We start from the raw sequence: 16,617 nt of genomic DNA on the forward strand, positions 1-16,617 counted from the left end.
GTTTTCAAAGTAAGACCGATCTCAGAACTGGCATTGTAATAAGTTTTCGTATAGTGTAATTTACGGCCTATAGTTTTTTAAATATAATATTTTTAATCTAATAAAGAAATAACATACAATAAATTACCAATTAAATGCATTACAACACATTACCGATCCTTTAATTGTAACAAAAAAGGACGGCTTTAAAGCCGTCCAATCGAGCATGGGCTCATTCTGGTAGTGTAGGATTTTCGTTTTATAAAAGTAACAAACAATTCCAGATTTAGAAATTATCTAACTGGGCCAATAATAATGGGGCCTAGCTTCTTATTGTTAAACTGGAATGATAGCTGCTTTTCATTACCAAAACTATCACTGATCCATACGTCAAAATTCTGTGCTACAAATGACTCAGAGGTATAATAAAGTCTGAATTCCTTTTGCATTAACGGGTATAGATCATTTGGCAGATAAGGTTTATGATCAAAATACCTCAATGTTCCTTGTCCGTCGTTCTGAAAATAACGTATATGATACTTATTTTCAGCGTACTCACCACTGGAGATAATCGATATTCTCATTTCCACTGTTTCACCAAGTGCTATATCTTTTGGTACAGGCATTACCTTTACATCAAAAGGAAAATTCTCCTGGATATCCAAAGTATCTTTTGTACAGCCTGACAAGAAGATAATTCCAACAATCGCCATCAACCCCAGTACAAGCGTACCAAATGACATTTGACTAATATGCATTATATTTTTCATAACATTATTTTTTCAAAAGTTAATGCGTAATCCAATCCCTGAAGAGGGTCTGAATTGATCCAAATCTGTTCCCCAAAGCACTCTAATTCGTCCCTGTAAAAGCAAAACGATATTATCCGACAAATAAGTTTCAAGAGATAATCTACCTGCTGTACCGAAGATAAAACCACCATCATTCAATAACAGCGCGCCGTCTGAAAGGATTCTATCGCCACGATTCAAAACTTCATATCCGGCAACACCGGTCAATCCCGCATTAAATGTGATAAACTTTCTCGCATCCGAAAGCAACTGTGTACTATATCCAATCTCACCCAAATAATTTTCCAACGGGAGCGTCCACTGCTTATAATCTGTAGTACGACGCTGAAATTCTGCACTCCAAATCCAGTAGTTCCCGCGCCTGCCGAAGCTATTTAGGGTTAAATTGACGTAGTAATTAGAACTTACATCTTTACTTGCCAGCATTCCGACACTTACCTCTAGCGCTTTTTGTTTATAGACCATGCGTTGGGAATATCCATGAATACTTATAAGCATAAGTATCAAAACAATGATATACTTTTTCATAAGATATTTTTTTACTGACTAATTTTGATTTTCATATCCGACACAGATTTCGCATTCACCAGATCGGAATTTTCTATTTCTAACACCTGATTTCGACCTCCATTCTTCTCATACAATGCGATCTTTAGAACCTGATCGTCACTAATGGTAAATTGATCGAGAAGCACGACATTTGCTGCCGATGATTCATCTGAAACGATCTCCATCATCGGATATTCACGTAATGGTGCAAGCTGTTTTTCCTGCGATACTGTCCTTTTACCAACCTGTTTATCCACAATCTTGAAAGTGCAATAATCAATTAAGTAAGGAACGTTCGATTTATTCTTGACCTCCGTATGAAAGTAAAATTTACCATTGTGCACAAATATGCCCTTCAGGATAAATTGCACACCATACGATTTAGATCCTATGTGTCTGATGTACCGTTTGTCTTGCTGATAAATGGTCTTCATCACCGTTTCCGTTAATGATGGTGGGTTAAAACCAAGTTCCTCAAACTGGACATTTTTTTGCTCGACACGTTCCCCCTCTTGTTGCATTTTATGCAGGTCATAATTTAATGTTTGCGGATAACCATTGTATGTCACATTAAAATTATAGAATTGCCCATCCTTTGTAATTACACTAAAATTAGTTTCTTCACTAAAATCCTTTACCGCAGCTTTAACACGCAGCACGTTCTGAGCATCTTCCGCGATTCCAGCAGTAAGCAACTCTGAACCCAGATCTGCATATCTTATCGCAACAGGAAAGATTAAATGAGTAGTCTTGTTGTATGTTACCTCAAGCCTATAGGCTTCGACCCTTCCCTTTTCAAGATCGGATTGTTGTCCAAAAGTTTTTATAAATAGTCCCACCAAAAGGACTATTAAAACTGTATTCCTTATGATATTCATCTTTTTGATTTTTGTTAATTATTCTTTTTCGTAACCAGCAAGACTTGCTGACCGGCTTTAAGGGTCACCTTGACAGTCCTTATTTTTTTTGAAAAATATCCCGAAACTCCCTGCACAAGACCGCGTGTCAGGTCGCCAACAACCTGCTGTCCTGCTGAACGCGACATGGAAATATTCATACCGGAACTTTGGCTCATATTAGCAGCTATCTCACCAGCGGCATTGATTTCATCAGACCTTGGAACGGATAACCCTAATTGACCATTCACATCATAAGCAAGTATCTCAACAGGCAGGATATTGCCCTTGACCTCAACTGATGAAACTTTTAACTGTAACCTATTCCCCTGAAATTTTGTACCAGCCTCCATTTCTGTCCCTTTGGGAACGCTGTAGCCCGCAATCGTTGCATCTTCCAGTAATCTCAGCTTTACAGAGCCATCCGCCGTAACAGTTTTAGTTTCCATAATTATAGCACGTATACTATTCCTTGCAATCCCCATTTTTTCTCTTGCCCCTACCGTTAAAAAGGAATGATTCCTTTCACCGTCCAGACTTGCTAGGAAAGTGCTGTCATCTTGTTCGCGATACAAAGCGCTGACGATACTTTTTCGTAGTACCTTTAGACTTTCCGTTTTTTCGGTTTTGCTTGGACTTTTATGATAATTATAATTTGCTGAATCTTTAAAAGATGCTGCTGCTGTCATATCAGTTCCTTGGGTTCCACTGGGAAGATATTTTGATGCCATTTGATACGACTTTTCCATTAAAGTTAGCTGGTCATTCAAGGTAGGAGCAGCCGGAACATCCTTTGCAGAAAGCTTCTCTTGCAATTGATCAACTTTCCTGCGCAATTCCAATTTCTCCCTGTCATCATCTTGATAAAAGGAACTCAGTGTACTTTGTGCATTTCTGTAGCTCGTTAACGAATTATTTTGGTAACCTGGGTTTCCAATATTTCCTGATGTATTTCCAACACTTGCGGTAGACCCAGGAAATTCTCCGGCTGTAGTGCTATCGCCGTTGTTATTCCAATAATCAGCCAGTGATTGCAATGAACTTCTTTTTTCAGCTTCCTTTTCATCCAACATCTCTTTCTCGTATGCCTTTTGTTTATCCGCCTGCAAACCTTTGTCCGTAGCTTCGGGAACAACATTTTTTAATCCCTTTTCATCTATCGCGCTACCAGAACTTTTTGGCTTAAATATCAAATACAGGCACGCAATAAAAACAATTCCCATGAGTCCAAAAATCAACGGTTTTTTGAACTTGTCAACTTTTGATTTACTATCGGTTAAATTGGAACTATTACTGCCAGTTTCATCATCGACGATTATACTTATTCGTTTATTCTCTCTCTCTTCCATTTCTATATTTTTTATAGTTAATTAGGATAGAATCCTTCCTCGCAGATGAACCATCATTAATGGAGGGAGATTCTATATGACTTATTTCCATTTGTCGATCCTCTTTGCCCAGATCATAGCATACCTTGACAAGCACACCAATGCCCATTGTGAGGTAAAAAGCAAAAAGAATAAGGACATACCTGCATTGGGTCTTTAGCGGTAGTGCTTGCCACCTATTATCGAGTTTTTCTAACTCGCTTTCGATTGTATTTCTAAAATTTTTCATGTTATTTTTTTTAGCTATAATGAACCTTCGTTGTGCAGATTTTTCATTCGTCTACTACTTGTTTCTACCGCTCGATAACCTCTTCGTCCTTATTTGCTAATACACCGAATTTCAAAATCTGAAATCCCTGTGGGTTATTATCTGATTTCACACTGTTCAAGAGTGTACAGGAAGTAACCAAGCTTCGCCTGGTCAGATTACTGGATCTTATAATGAACTGCTTGGCATAGGTAGTCACAGCATAGGGGTAAGAATTAAAATTGCATACAACGCTATCAACCTCAATACGTTGCTGCACATTACCAGAGATAATCCGATTATAGTATCCCTTCTCTGCAAGATCATGGTAGTAGTCGTAGGCACTTTTGTCCGCCAGATCAAATGCGCGTTTCATATTACTTTCAATGGCAGCTTTGTCGGGAGCAAGCGTAAAAAACAGCTCGTGAAATCTACGCACATGTTCTCTGGCCATAACCGGCCTATTAATGGCAGCGTCCTGTGATAAAGCCAGCATTAGGGATTTACCTTGATCCAAAACATAAATCTTTTCCCGCTGCACATTTGCAAAAGAATAGGATTTCCAGACTGAAAATCCAGTCACTCCAAAGCAAAGCAATGCAAAAACAATAGCGTATAGCCGGATCTGTCTAAAGCTATTCTCTATATTTCTTAAAGTTTTAAACTCCATAACTATTTCGTTTTTTGCCCACCTTGATTATTACCCATAAGTTGACCTCCAACTTCGCCGATGGCAGCTCCAGCACCAGCAGCAGCGACATTTCCGCTACGCATAGCCATTTGACTAACATTTCTGGTAAAGTTCCCAGCGCCTCCAGCCTGGATAATCCAGCCCGTCACTGTAGGTATGGTGAAGTAACCAACAATTCCAATGATCATGAATATCACATATACGGTGTTACTGGTGTCGGGAATAAATGTTGGATCGTTGAGCATTTCAATATCCCGCTCTAATATCAAAGACTGGATTTTCGCAAGCATTGCACTGAACATATCCGCCACAGGAAGCCATAGGTAAACACTTATATACCGTGTCAGCCACTGGCTTAATGTACTCTGAAAACCATCCCATACGCTGATCGCAAATGCTATGGGGCCTAATATAGAAAGCACGATCAGAAAAAATGTTCGAATTGTATCGACGACCAAAGCAGCAGCCTGAAAGAGGATTTCCAGCAGTTCCCGAAGCCACTTTTTTGTTGCCTGCTCCATATTATAAGCCGTGCGATCCATATACATTCCTGCCATAGTAACCAGATCATTTGGCGCCCAGCCCAACTCTTCCAGTTTTTTGTCGAATTCCTCGTTATTGACCAGATAGGCTGTTTCTGGATTTCTCAGTGTTGCTTCCTTTTCCAATAGGTCCTTCTGCTCCTGTAGCTTATTTAGGTCAAGCACCTGATTGTCCAGCATACTATGTGTTCCTTGCACAACCGGACTTAAAACCGCATTAATGGTTCCCAATACGATGGTTGGAAAGAACATGATGCACATTCCAATCGCAAACGGTCGAAGTAAAGGGAAAACATCGATAGGTTCCGCTCTGCTCAATGCCTGCCACACTTTTAGTGCGACATAGAACAATGCACCCAATCCGGCAACACCTTTGGCAACAGTTGCCATTGTAGCAGACATCGGAAGCATCTCATCGTAGAGCCCCCGAAGGAGCTCATGTAGATTATTAAATTCCATAATTTTTCTTTTGATTTACCAATACTTTTGCCCATCTGTTCCATATAATTCCATTACCCTTTTGGTATTGTTTTGCTTCTTTGCGCGAAGAATACTGACAGAAATGTTTTTACTCGTATAGTATCGAACAAGGCTGTGGTATTCTTTGACCTCCTTATATACGCGGTCGATAATTTCCATTCGTTCCTTATCATTTAATGAAAGACTGCTTGAAGTGACGATCTGCTTGAGATCCTTAAGCAGCTCAGTACTCTCATTTAATAGTGCAGAATAGCCGTTACCGATAGCCATAAGTTCATTCGGAGAAAAATTATTGTCATTCAACATTTTCCCAAAATTGTTTACATACATTGAACTGACATCTCCGACCAGCAATACCGTCTGCTGCACCTTCCTGGCATCTTTGACTAAATTGTTTACGGCCTTTAGCTTATCATAGTATTCCTTCCCCTGCTCGTAAACTTTCTTGACTTCGTTAAAATTTTTCACAACATTTGATACCGTGCTGGAGGTCTGTACAATTTCATTGGCAGAATTTAAAATTCCCGAAGCCAGATTTGTCGGGTCGGTTACAACCCACTGTGCTTGTACTTTTTGGGTAATGGCTACTGTTAACACCATTACTACGGTGATAATAAAATTTTTCATTTTCTAAATTTTTAGGATTGTTATTAAATAGTTAATTGTCTTCTCTCGACAGTCCCTTGATCCTTCGTAGGGATATTTTCTTGATCGCTCCCTCAACATCGCCACCCATTTCCTGCGCAAGATTCATCACTTCTAATTTTTCAGATTCTTCCGTTGTATACGCCAAATACTCGTGGTGGCTCACTTCTGTGGCATATACTGCGGAATGCGTTCCACCTAAACCGATCCAAACTTCTTTGTAGAGGCGTGTGGGGTCATTATCCTGGTTAATACTTAAAATCTGAGATTTTTCGCGTTCGGTCAGACCCAGCATTTTTTGAATGTCATCAAACTTATTAGCGTACTTTCGTTGGTCGAGCAAAATCTTGCAGTCTGAATTATTAATAATACTTTCACGTACAATCGGTGAATGAATAATGTCGTCCACTTCCTGGGTTACCACTACCGCTTCGCCAAAAAACTTCCTAACCGTTTTAAAGAGATACTTTAAATATTCCGCCATTCCTTCCTTAGCAATGGCCTTCCAGGCTTCTTCAATTAGTATCATTTTACGAACACCTTTTAACCTGCGCATCTTATTAATAAAGGTTTCCATTATGATTATTGTCACAACAGGAAATAGGATTTTATGATCTTTGATAGCATCAATTTCAAAGACAATAAATCTCTTATTAAGCAAATCAAGCTCTTTTTCTGAGTTCAGCAAATAGTCATATTCTCCACCTTTGTAATAAGGTTCCAGCACATTTAGAAAATTTGCAAGGTCGAAATCTTTTTCGCGGACTTCCTTTTCCTGAAGTACCCTTTTATAGTCTCCTTTCACATATTCATAAAAGCCATTAAAACTTGGTTGAACAGTTGATGATTTTATTTGCTCGATATAACCCGCAACCGCATTTGACAAAGCCACCTCTTCACTACGCCTCGGAGCTTCATCATCACGTTTCCAAAGGGTAAGGATAAGCGTCTTGATGCTCTCTCTTTTTTCGATGTCAAATACATTGTCTTCCGTGAAGAAAGGGTTGAACGAAATCGGATTATCTTCGGTGTAAGTAAAATAAACGCCATCACCGCCTTTCGTCTTTCCCTTGATAAGCTCGCATAAACCTTGATAAGAATTTCCAGTGTCCACTAAAAGCACATGCGTCCCCTGCTCATAATACTGCCTCACCATATGGTTGGTGAAGAATGATTTTCCACTTCCATTTTTTTGAAGGGTTGGCGGGCTACTCAATTAAGGGTAGCCCGCCAACCCCCAGATGGCCCCAGAATGAAACGGTTTCTATTGGTAATAATGCCTTTTTTCATAGGCAAGTCCGAAATATCCAAATGGATTGGCTTACCCGTCAGCCTATCTGCGAGTTTGATCCCAAATGGCGACAATGAATCCTTATAGTTCGTTTCCTCCGTAAAAAAGCAAAGAGCTGGTTCAATGAAGGTGTAAAAGGATTCTTCAGAAGGGAAGTCACCTGAGTTGCCGGGTATCCCCGCCCAAAATAATGTGGCAGCGTCAACTGTGTTATGACGTGGTTTACATTCCATCAATGCCAAGGCACTTCCTACATCGTTCTTTATTTGTCGTAATTCTTCTCGATCTTCAGACCAGGCAAATACATTGAAATGCGCCCGAATAGAAGGAGACCCATGAGAATGTGCCTCATTCAAATACCTTTCGATCCATTCCCTATTTATCTGATTGGCACGGCTATACCTTGCAAGTGAATGCATATTACGGGCAGATTTTTCAAACTTTCGTAAATTATCGGAACTATTGTCAATGAAGAGGTATTGATTATAAATGTGATTACAGCTCAACATTAGCCCAACGGGGGAGGCAAACGATAACATACAGTCACTTCTGTCGGTCGATAATCTGTCATACCGTTGCGATTCAGAAACGACACCAGGTAGATCATCGGTATCTGAAAGCGTATGCAAAACCATTCGGTTGCTTCCTATTCGTAGTTCCTCAGCACCTAGTGCCAGGTCTTCTAAGGGCACATCTTTTTCGCGTGACAGTGTGAAATACTGATCCAGTATTCCACTTCCATCCTTAGTTCCGATAATGTCAGACTCTTCGAGCTGATTCATTTTGATGTATCCGCTGTCATTAATGATACGCTGGAATTGCGAAACGTTCTCTACAAATCGTCGCATACCTTCCCTATCTCTGACCTCCTTTGAGATTAAGTTTCCCTTACAAAGACTACTAAAGTTGCTTTGCATGCGCATCCTATCTTTAGTAGTTTTAGTTATAAAAACATAGCAGTAGTGATTTAAAAAGGGGCGTTCATTAAAATGCATTTGAAAGGAACGCGATAAAAAACTATGTTCAGCATTTTCTAAGTCGGGTCTATATTCTTCTTTTAAGTACCAATCCTGCTTATGTACAATGGTAAAATCAGGAAGTGTTTTAACAGCCTTGCTCCAGGTAGAATGAATAGACTCATAAACATCAGCTCCTACGGTGAAGAGCTCAGGAAGAATAATTTGAAAACATAACGTGATATCCCCTTCCTTTGAGATGATGCAGTTATTTTCTACGGCCAGCAATGGAAATCTACTTTCCAAGGTGGTAGCCTTGCTAATATTTTTCATTGTAAAGATTTTTGTTTTTTTATTATCTACGGTTGCGCAGTTTTCTTGATTGGGCTCGAAGCCGCTGACTGGCAACCCATTTTTCATTTCGGACCAACTCGATTGACCTGCCAATCTTTACCGTGTCTACAAAGATTAAATCAGGATTCTGTTGACCGTTTTTATGATCCCGAAGATCCTTACACAGTGGTGGGCATCGAAGTTTTCTGTCAATGTAGAATCCTAGCTGGTCATTGTTAATATCCAAGTGAAGATCCTGGCGAGTCAACAAGTTGAAGGGGTTTTCCTTTTCGCGAAAGCAAATGTTCTGAAACTCATAGAGAAACTTTATTTCTGCTATTTCAACTTCGATTGCTTTGACACGTGGATGCATCTGTCCTACATATGCCCATAGTAACCTCGATCCCTCGCGGTCGTAAATTTCAAGTTGCTGCAAATGAATTTCCTTATACTGATCCTTGTTACCGCACGAAAGCTCTCCGACATTTCTGGTCTCTTCATCAAAATGAAAGTGAAGCTCACGACCACAGTGATTAATATTTCGTCCACTGATTATGTTGTTCCTATCCTGCGTATCAATCAACCGATAGTTCAATGCATCCACATAAAAGTCCGACCCTGGAACTAAACTGATCATCGGTAACAATCTTTCTTCATTCGCCATATCCATGTTATTTTCCATTAGGTGACTTACATACTAGATACTTGGTAATAATCTTTCTGCTGATGATATACTTTGGGTGCTTATTTTTTGCGCCAAGCTTCATCAGGCCATGCTCGCCATATTTTGCATTAAGCGCGAAAGTTTTCCAGATAATAAGTGAAGCAGTACTGAGACAGAAACTAAGACACAGGTACATGTGGATTCCAACCATATACATGATCATCACAAGGATGAGAGCAGTAAGCAGCCCACCGGCAAAAACAAAAAGGTATTGAGCTTTCAAACCTTTGAATTCAACCGTCCTCCCTATTCCTTTATTAATATGATACTTCATAGCAATTTTATAGAAAGAATGAACGCAATATTGTTGCAGCCACAATCAGGAAAATACATGCCCCAAACCAGCTCGCCGCCGTTTTACTCGTGTCAGGGTCTCCAGATGAAAATTTATTATACACTTTCACCCCTCCAATCAGTCCGACGACAGCACCGATCGCATAGATCAGCTTGGTTGCAGGATCAAAATAGCTGGTTACCATTTGGGTTGCTTCTGATATACCTGCTACACCATTTCCTTGGGCGAGGAGCACATTTTGGAAGGAAAAGCAAATGGCAAATACTAACAGAATTTTTAGTCTTCGATTTTTCATGTTTCATTACATTTTTAGTTCGTAATCCCCGCCTGTGCGGGCTTGGAAACAAAGGTGTCACGGGAATGAAATGAAATTGGGGAGTGTGGTATAGAGCGGACTAAATTGGCCTAAGGTTTCCTAATTGAACATATTCTTGATACAAAAAAAACCGCCAAAGTACTCAACTTTGGCGGCTCCTTACTATTAGCCATTTATATATCTATAGCTTTGGTCCTCTTTTATTTTTGAAAGAATTTTCCTGTGCTTTGACGGCTTTCTGAATAGGTTTCTTTAATCTGTTTTCAGTAATAAGATCATCTATCCCTGTTTGTTTCCAGGGAACGATCTTAGCGTCAAATTCAAGCTTCAATCCAACCCACTTTAGATCATCTGTTTCAGGCCATCCGTTTCGCCTGTTCCAGCCGACAGGATCGAGTACCTTCACATCTGGAATTTCAACGAATAACAGATCCTTTGGATATTCAGTGATATTCTCATAGTCCAGCTTTCCAATTTCATGCGTGCGTGGATTGTAGGGAAATGCATAAGTGTTGGTTTCCACAACATAATAATCGTCAAGGTCGTCAAAACGGATACCCAGTGTTGAAAAATCATCTTTGGGCCTTAATAAATCTATTCGGGCATCTGCATAGAAAATACTATCGGCAATTGTAATAGTTGGAAGTTGGCCGGAAGAAATTCGCTTTTTAAGCAAGTCCTGATCAACCATAACCTCAAAATCACTTGACCCCTGAATTTCTTCCACTGACTTATTGTATTTTAATGCCATACCATTCGGATCCAAGGTTACCAGTGGAGGCAGATCGACCATAAAGGATTTACCGGTAGATTCATCGTAGTGCTCAAACGAATAGCCTTCTTTCCCTAGATCGTTCATTTGAAACATAGAATAAGTATTTCTGGGATTTGACGTTTCTCGCACAGAATTATTTTCAACATCAACAAGAAATTCGAAATTTTCCCATTTGTAAATAGGCAGGTTTGTTTCCATAACATTTTGATTTTAGTTTTTCTTAATTCCAAGACTGCTAAAATCTGCGGAAACAGGAAAAGGATGCACAGAATGAGATAATGAAGTACTAATTATTCCTATAGTGTCCCATTGATGCATTGTTTTCGTCAAGCTCTACCTTGCAATCGAAATTGATACTATCATAAAAAATTACCAATATCAAAATCGTCCAACTGGCCTTCAGATGGTGCCACAACGTTCAAGTTCTTGCTATCTAAAGTTTTATCAAGTAAAATTGCTACCCTTTGGGAAGCACCTTCAATTGTATTCTCTAAAACATTGTATAAATCCGTCCCCTGTATTTTTTGCATAATATCAATTACCTTATTTTGCTGCTCCGATTCGAGATCATTTTGCTGGAGAAGTTTTCCTACCGTCAACAACTCTTCAAGGGAAACACCCTGACTGAATCTTTCATCATAAGGTGGAAATTCATCCTCCAACCATTCTTCATCTTCGATCGGATCAATAGGTACTTCGTCCTCCAGTTGTGCATTTAATTGATTTTCCAAAACTTTGTTAGGTTGATCCAATTCATCAGTTTTAGGTTTTATCAATGGCCTACCGCTAATTCTGTCTTCATTTAACCTATGATCTGTGTCCTTATGGGTTTTGCCCATAACATCAGGTAATCGGGAAGAAACCGCCTTCGGTTCCGGTGTTTTCACGGACTTAACTATTTTAACCTTATCAATAGCAAGCAAAACGATAATTGTAAAAAGGCAGACCAGGATCACAATTTGTATTAAACCTTCCATAACACATCAAAAAAGAGGTTTACAGTTAGCTTCAAATTCCTCAATTATCATCGACTCAAATAGGTCAAAATGATGTGAAAGTATATTGTCGAGGTAGGCATAGAGAGGGATCTTATCTCCGCCAATGATTTGGGCAATCCGGGATAAACGTTGGTGGTACTCTTCCCGCAAATAGATACTTTTTTCACCTCTTTTTTCCATATTTTTTTTGTCTAGGAACAACTTTTCATACGTTCCCTTAGCAATTCCTGTTTCTTGATTTACCTTAATCGTAACTTCAACTTTGTTTTGTGTCTTTTTCATTGTCAATTATATTATTGGTTTAAATCGGTCATTGAAGTAATCAGTGATGTCACCCCCAAATTCCCTGAAATGATATTCCAAAATATTGTCTATGTAAGAGTACAGCGTTACTTTATCTTCCCTTGTCAATTGTACGATCCGAAGCAACCGTTCATGGAATTCCGATCGAATGTATACAACCTTACCACTTCTTCCCGAAGGAAAACGGTTGACCAGAAACGTTTCTTCATAATCAACTTTCTTAGCTAATGATGATTTTGCCCGTTCGCGGGGTTTACTCTCTTTTTGTTCATCCTGTTTAACGATAATCTTATCTGGAGCTGGCTCATCTCCACTCATAATCTGCATGAGATAATCTTCATCGACGACAGGTCTTTCAAAACTTTTTCGTTCCTTTCCTCTTGTCATTTTTTTAAAATTTATAAGTGAATGATCTTTAGAAACTCAGCTATAAAAAGGTCAAAGCGGGTAACCTTCAATAGCTGCAACTCAGCTGGTAGCAGACTGGATCTAAAAACGTAATTAATCGTGTCATCCGTCTCTTTTCTAAACCGCTTACTATCCCGAATACCTGCTTTCATTATAAGTAGACTAAGCTCCTCAATCACCTCTTGGTATGCTTTGTAGAGACCTGTCTTTTCACGACCGTCAACCTGGTTCCAAAACAGCCAGAGGGCTAACCCTTCATTGTGATCATCTGAGGTAGGAAGCTGAAGAAAGGCCTTACTGAACGCAAGTGTACTCTCCACAACAAGACGATCAGCTGTAATGGGAGAAAAAATAAAATCCATAGACTTTAACGCGGTTAACACGCCTTTTGTATTGGCTGTACCCGGTAAATCAAAGAATATAATATCTGGCTCAACAGAAAGCTGACTTATATTCTCTAAAGCTGTTTCCAGAGCTATATCCGCCTTACTTTTTATAATCGGGTACGCTTTCTTATTAATGGTCTGGAACTGCTTCATAGCTGCCTTCTTGTGATATTCACTATTCATGATACTTACTCTATCTCTTTCTCGCATATTACTCAGACTATGCTGTGGGAAGTCACAGTCCATAACCAAAACATTAAAACCTAATCGATAATGCAGCACACTTGCCAGCAAAGTTGTGATTGTGGACTTCCCCACTCCTCCTTTTTGCGTATAAATGCTGACCTTTAAAGTTTTCTTCTTTTTTTCCATTGCTTATATATTATTAATCATTTTACCATTTAACCCCAAAAGCGGGAATGCAGAAACATATTTTATCTCTTTACTTCGACAATTGCAGTGTGTAATACCTTGTATACAAGTTGTTATATTACTTTTTATATGATTACCAAGGTGGAAATATGACCATAAATGAAAATGTAAAACCATTCACAGGTAGATACAAAAGACATTTTGCCAACTTTACCGCTTTTACGCTTTTACACTTTTATGTTTTTATGTTTTTATGTTTTTATGTTTTTATGTTTTTAAAACCTAATACTTTTATTACCTACTTATTGACATGTTACATTCCTGACCAAAATGCAGGTTTACCAATCTTCCCCATTTGTTGTAAAGGAAAACAGTTTTAATAGGTATTAATGCTATCAGGGACATACTAACCTATCTTTTCCGAAATTGACTTAATCCTTTTAGGATTAACTTCTACTGTAGTATTTTTTTTATTTCTGTTCCCGTGAACAGAGCAAGTTGTGTTTTGAGTGCCTCAAAACTCGTTTTGTGCCCCAAAACGACTTGCTCCTGCCGAGAGCTCAGTACATCCTCCGAAGTCGGATGTACTATTTGAATATTTTATTAATTATTGTATTCCTTTCGGCTATCAAACGCCGACTTAGGAAAGAATAAGCAAAAACCTGGTTTGTTGCTTTCAAAACAGATAAGTTTTGTCAAAAAGATATGAATGCACAACACAAAGGCGGGAGAAATCCAAAATTAAACAGGGCGGTACACCGCTATGTTTTCAGATTAACAGAAACCGAAAACACAAGGTTTCTATCACTTTTTGAGCAGAGCGGATTGGATACAAAAGCAAAGTTTATTGTATCACTATTATTTGAGAGACGCATAAAATCAATTAAAATAGATGCTGGCGCAAATGAATACACAACCAAATTATCGCATTTCTTCGCACAATTCAGAGCCATCGGTGTAAATTACAATCAGGTAGTGAAGGTGATACATACGAACTTCAGTGATAAAAAAACGATACTATATGTTGGTAAATTGGAAAAGTACACCCTTGAATTAGCCAACTTATGTAAGGAAATACTGATTCTCACCAAACAGTTTGAAACAGAGTACCTGCTAAAAAAAGAAAATTAATGGTCGCAAAAATAGGAAGAGGAACTAATATCTATGGCGCTTTACAGTACAACCACGGCAAAGTTCTCAATAATAATGGCGAGATTTTGCACCTTCATCATATGAAGGAAACTGCTGACGGAAATTATACGGCAATGCAACTCTTAACTTCTTTTGCCCCTTATTTACTGGCAAATAAAAACACCGAAAAAACAGCCCTTCATATTTCACTTAATCCAGATCCAAACGATAGTATTTCTGATGAGGACTATATAAAGATTGCTGAGGAATACATGCAGAAATTGGGCTATGGCGAACAACCTTATGTCGTCTTCAAGCATACTGACATCGAACGTACGCATATACACGTTGTATCAACAACAGTTGATTGTAAGGGTATTAAAATTCCGGATTCATTTGAAAAGAAAAAATCAATGGATATCTGTAGAGAACTCGAAACAAAGTTTAACCTATCGCCTGCACCTGAAAAGCAGTTTGGCGATCCCAGCATCCCATTAAATCCAGTTCATTACATGACAGGAAACATTAAAGCTCAGATCGCATCTATTGTTCGTTATCTTCCCAAGTACTACCATTTCCAGACCTTAGGAAGTTATAATGCATTGTTGTCACTTTTTAATATAACGTCTGAGTACATCAAAAAGGAACACCGAGGGGAAATCAAAGAGGGATTGGTTTATTTCGCTACAGATGAAAATGGAAATAAAGTAAGCAATCCCTTTAAATCTTCATTGTTTGGTAAACAGGCAGGACTAAAAGAACTCAGGGCTCATTTTGATAAAAGTAGACCGAACAGCGCATCAGCTAAATCTTCCATTACAGAAGCTATCCAGCAGGCAATGCAGCTAAATTCAAACGAAAAGACCTTTAAGGAATATTTGATCCAACATGGAATTAACACTGTTATCAGGAGAAATGAGCAAGACCGAATTTACGGCATTACCTTCATAGACCATAATACAAGGAATGTGTTTAACGGTTCCCAACTAGGAAAGCAATTCTCAGCGAATGTCTTTCAAGAACTATTTTCTAGTCACGACTTAAAACTGAACCAAAATAAAATAGTACAGCCAATTATTATAAATCAGACAAATTCAACTAATAATACGGCCACATCAGATAACTTACATCCGTTTTTTGATTTTATGGTAAATCTTCCTAACATTGATGGTTTTGGGTTCCTCGAATCACTACTCACTGGCACATTTGCCGAAGATCCCGAAGAGCAAGCCTTTGAATATCAGATGAAGAAAAAACGAAAAAAACGCCCCACCTGATAATCGCCAGCAAAAGCGTCAGAAAGATGGTACAACCTACAAAAAACCGTAAGTGGCCCAGATTTCCTGAATACGGTCTTCTAATCTCTCTGCCATATATGAACTTATATAGACGCGATCCTGCCAAATTTCAACGCACCAATATCCCAGTTCATCATTCCACCATACAAGCCCGTGAAAATTACTGGCCGTAAATTCAGCACAGTAATTCTTTCCCTGTATCCACGATGCCACATTATGATCCACCTCATTATCAAAATTTGAAAAGACCGACCATTTTTGGTATATAACAAACTTTTTAGGTATCCTCAAATCTACTTTCATAAATGACCTATAATTTTTATTGACTGAATTCCCAAAAATGTAGACGATTAGGCTAACTTGGATATCATAACCTATAACGAAGAGCTATTTGGCGCCAGATGTCTTCTGCCAGATCCTTATCTTCGCCATGTGCAAAATGCCATTTTCCATCTCGCTTAATAAGAGTCTGAACCAGCCCATCTAATAAAACGGAAAATTCTTCTTGGTCCTTCGTTAAATCTTTTTTCAATAAAACAATCTGGAAATCACGGTTTTTAAATGTAATCCTAAAAGTCTGCTTATTAAAATGTTCTTCATATTGTCCGATTGTATCCAGCATGATAATATATTTACTTTCGAAATTCTTTTTAATAATATGAATTTTGTCTCAAAATAGAAATTCTCTGAAAATATTCCAATTTTAAAAACCCACATTCAAACCAATTTTTCGTGTCTCTAAAAACTTGTTTTTATCCTTGATATAAGACATTACAGGACAACTTATACCGCTTGGAACAAC

General features: G+C 38.6%; 20 protein-coding genes and 1 pseudogene. 2 read left to right on the plus strand and 19 right to left on the minus strand.

The annotated features are described in order from the left end of the window. Positions 1 to 272 precede the first annotated feature (272 nt). The 17 genes and pseudogenes from EG339_RS20925 to EG339_RS21005 form a co-directional block, all read right to left on the minus strand. Positions 273 to 722: a DUF3872 domain-containing protein gene (locus tag EG339_RS20925; RefSeq protein WP_394343411.1), complete on the minus strand. Its 450-nt coding sequence runs from the start codon at positions 720 to 722 to the stop codon at positions 273 to 275. A 39-nt stretch (positions 723 to 761) separates the two neighbouring features. Continuing rightward, complete coding sequence (locus tag EG339_RS20930; protein WP_123871814.1) at positions 762 to 1,319, minus strand: conjugal transfer protein TraO; 558 nt, start codon at positions 1,317 to 1,319, stop codon at positions 762 to 764. Between the two features lie 11 nt (positions 1,320 to 1,330). Beyond that, on the minus strand, positions 1,331 to 2,218 hold the full coding sequence (traN, locus tag EG339_RS20935; protein ID WP_076351020.1) for a conjugative transposon protein TraN: 888 nt from the start codon (positions 2,216 to 2,218) through the stop codon (positions 1,331 to 1,333). Between the two features lie 14 nt (positions 2,219 to 2,232). Continuing rightward, the gene (traM, locus tag EG339_RS20940; RefSeq protein WP_123871815.1) at positions 2,233 to 3,585 is read right to left on the minus strand and encodes a conjugative transposon protein TraM; all 1,353 of its coding nucleotides are present in this window, start codon (positions 3,583 to 3,585) and stop codon (positions 2,233 to 2,235) included. Then, positions 3,566 to 3,853: a TraL conjugative transposon family protein gene (locus EG339_RS20945; RefSeq protein ID WP_123871816.1), complete on the minus strand. Its 288-nt coding sequence runs from the start codon at positions 3,851 to 3,853 to the stop codon at positions 3,566 to 3,568. The genes traM and EG339_RS20945 overlap by 20 nt, the downstream gene beginning before the upstream one ends. Positions 3,854 to 3,917: 64 nt before the next feature. After that, on the minus strand, positions 3,918 to 4,541 hold the full coding sequence (traK, locus tag EG339_RS20950; RefSeq protein WP_123871817.1) for a conjugative transposon protein TraK: 624 nt from the start codon (positions 4,539 to 4,541) through the stop codon (positions 3,918 to 3,920). A 2-nt stretch (positions 4,542 to 4,543) separates the two neighbouring features. After that, positions 4,544 to 5,563: a conjugative transposon protein TraJ gene (gene traJ / locus EG339_RS20955; RefSeq protein WP_076351014.1), complete on the minus strand. Its 1,020-nt coding sequence runs from the start codon at positions 5,561 to 5,563 to the stop codon at positions 4,544 to 4,546. Positions 5,564 to 5,578: 15 nt separating this feature from the next. Next, on the minus strand, positions 5,579 to 6,184 hold the full coding sequence (locus EG339_RS20960) for a DUF4141 domain-containing protein (protein ID WP_378114386.1): 606 nt from the start codon (positions 6,182 to 6,184) through the stop codon (positions 5,579 to 5,581). Positions 6,185 to 6,242: 58 nt separating this feature from the next. After that, positions 6,243 to 8,809, minus strand: a pseudogene (locus tag EG339_RS20965) (TraG family conjugative transposon ATPase). Between the two features lie 22 nt (positions 8,810 to 8,831). Continuing rightward, positions 8,832 to 9,473 carry a hypothetical protein gene (locus tag EG339_RS20970; protein WP_123871819.1) on the minus strand — a complete coding sequence of 214 codons (642 nt, stop codon included), beginning with the start codon at positions 9,471 to 9,473 and terminating at the stop codon, positions 8,832 to 8,834. Positions 9,474 to 9,480: 7 nt separating this feature from the next. Next, on the minus strand, positions 9,481 to 9,807 hold the full coding sequence (locus EG339_RS20975; RefSeq protein ID WP_076351008.1) for a DUF4133 domain-containing protein: 327 nt from the start codon (positions 9,805 to 9,807) through the stop codon (positions 9,481 to 9,483). Between the two features lie 7 nt (positions 9,808 to 9,814). Next, positions 9,815 to 10,123 carry a DUF4134 domain-containing protein gene (locus EG339_RS20980; protein WP_076351006.1) on the minus strand — a complete coding sequence of 103 codons (309 nt, stop codon included), beginning with the start codon at positions 10,121 to 10,123 and terminating at the stop codon, positions 9,815 to 9,817. A gap of 202 nt (positions 10,124 to 10,325) precedes the next feature. Further along, complete coding sequence (locus tag EG339_RS20985) at positions 10,326 to 11,117, minus strand: hypothetical protein (protein WP_123871820.1); 792 nt, start codon at positions 11,115 to 11,117, stop codon at positions 10,326 to 10,328. 161 nt (positions 11,118 to 11,278) lie between these two features. Then, on the minus strand, positions 11,279 to 11,896 hold the full coding sequence (locus tag EG339_RS20990) for a conjugal transfer protein TraD (protein WP_123871821.1): 618 nt from the start codon (positions 11,894 to 11,896) through the stop codon (positions 11,279 to 11,281). Between the two features lie 6 nt (positions 11,897 to 11,902). Continuing rightward, positions 11,903 to 12,199, minus strand: coding sequence for a DUF3408 domain-containing protein (locus tag EG339_RS20995; protein WP_076351002.1), 297 nt, complete (start codon positions 12,197 to 12,199; stop codon positions 11,903 to 11,905). 6 nt (positions 12,200 to 12,205) lie between these two features. Further along, the gene (locus EG339_RS21000; RefSeq protein ID WP_123871822.1) at positions 12,206 to 12,607 is read right to left on the minus strand and encodes a DUF3408 domain-containing protein; all 402 of its coding nucleotides are present in this window, start codon (positions 12,605 to 12,607) and stop codon (positions 12,206 to 12,208) included. Between the two features lie 11 nt (positions 12,608 to 12,618). Continuing rightward, entirely contained in the window at positions 12,619 to 13,386 is a 768-nt protein-coding gene (locus EG339_RS21005) for a ParA family protein (RefSeq protein WP_123871823.1), read from the minus strand. Positions 13,387 to 14,091: 705 nt separating this feature from the next. Between EG339_RS21005 and mobA the strand changes: the two genes are divergently transcribed. Then, positions 14,092 to 14,517, plus strand: a complete 426-nt coding sequence (gene mobA / locus EG339_RS21010; RefSeq protein WP_076350994.1) for a conjugal transfer protein MobA — start codon at positions 14,092 to 14,094, stop codon at positions 14,515 to 14,517. Continuing rightward, positions 14,517 to 15,794: a conjugal transfer protein MobB gene (gene mobB, locus EG339_RS21015; protein ID WP_123871825.1), complete on the plus strand. Its 1,278-nt coding sequence runs from the start codon at positions 14,517 to 14,519 to the stop codon at positions 15,792 to 15,794. The genes mobA and mobB overlap by 1 nt, the downstream gene beginning before the upstream one ends. Positions 15,795 to 15,830: 36 nt before the next feature. On the opposite strand, the gene EG339_RS21020 is transcribed toward mobB, so the two are convergent. Next, positions 15,831 to 16,118 carry a hypothetical protein gene (locus EG339_RS21020; RefSeq protein WP_123871827.1) on the minus strand — a complete coding sequence of 96 codons (288 nt, stop codon included), beginning with the start codon at positions 16,116 to 16,118 and terminating at the stop codon, positions 15,831 to 15,833. A 64-nt stretch (positions 16,119 to 16,182) separates the two neighbouring features. Further along, complete coding sequence (locus EG339_RS21025; protein ID WP_076350988.1) at positions 16,183 to 16,437, minus strand: hypothetical protein; 255 nt, start codon at positions 16,435 to 16,437, stop codon at positions 16,183 to 16,185. Positions 16,438 to 16,617: the final 180 nt, after the last annotated feature.

Source organism: Chryseobacterium bernardetii (assembly GCF_003815975.1).
In the GTDB taxonomy this organism is placed as follows: domain Bacteria; phylum Bacteroidota; class Bacteroidia; order Flavobacteriales; family Weeksellaceae; genus Chryseobacterium; species Chryseobacterium bernardetii.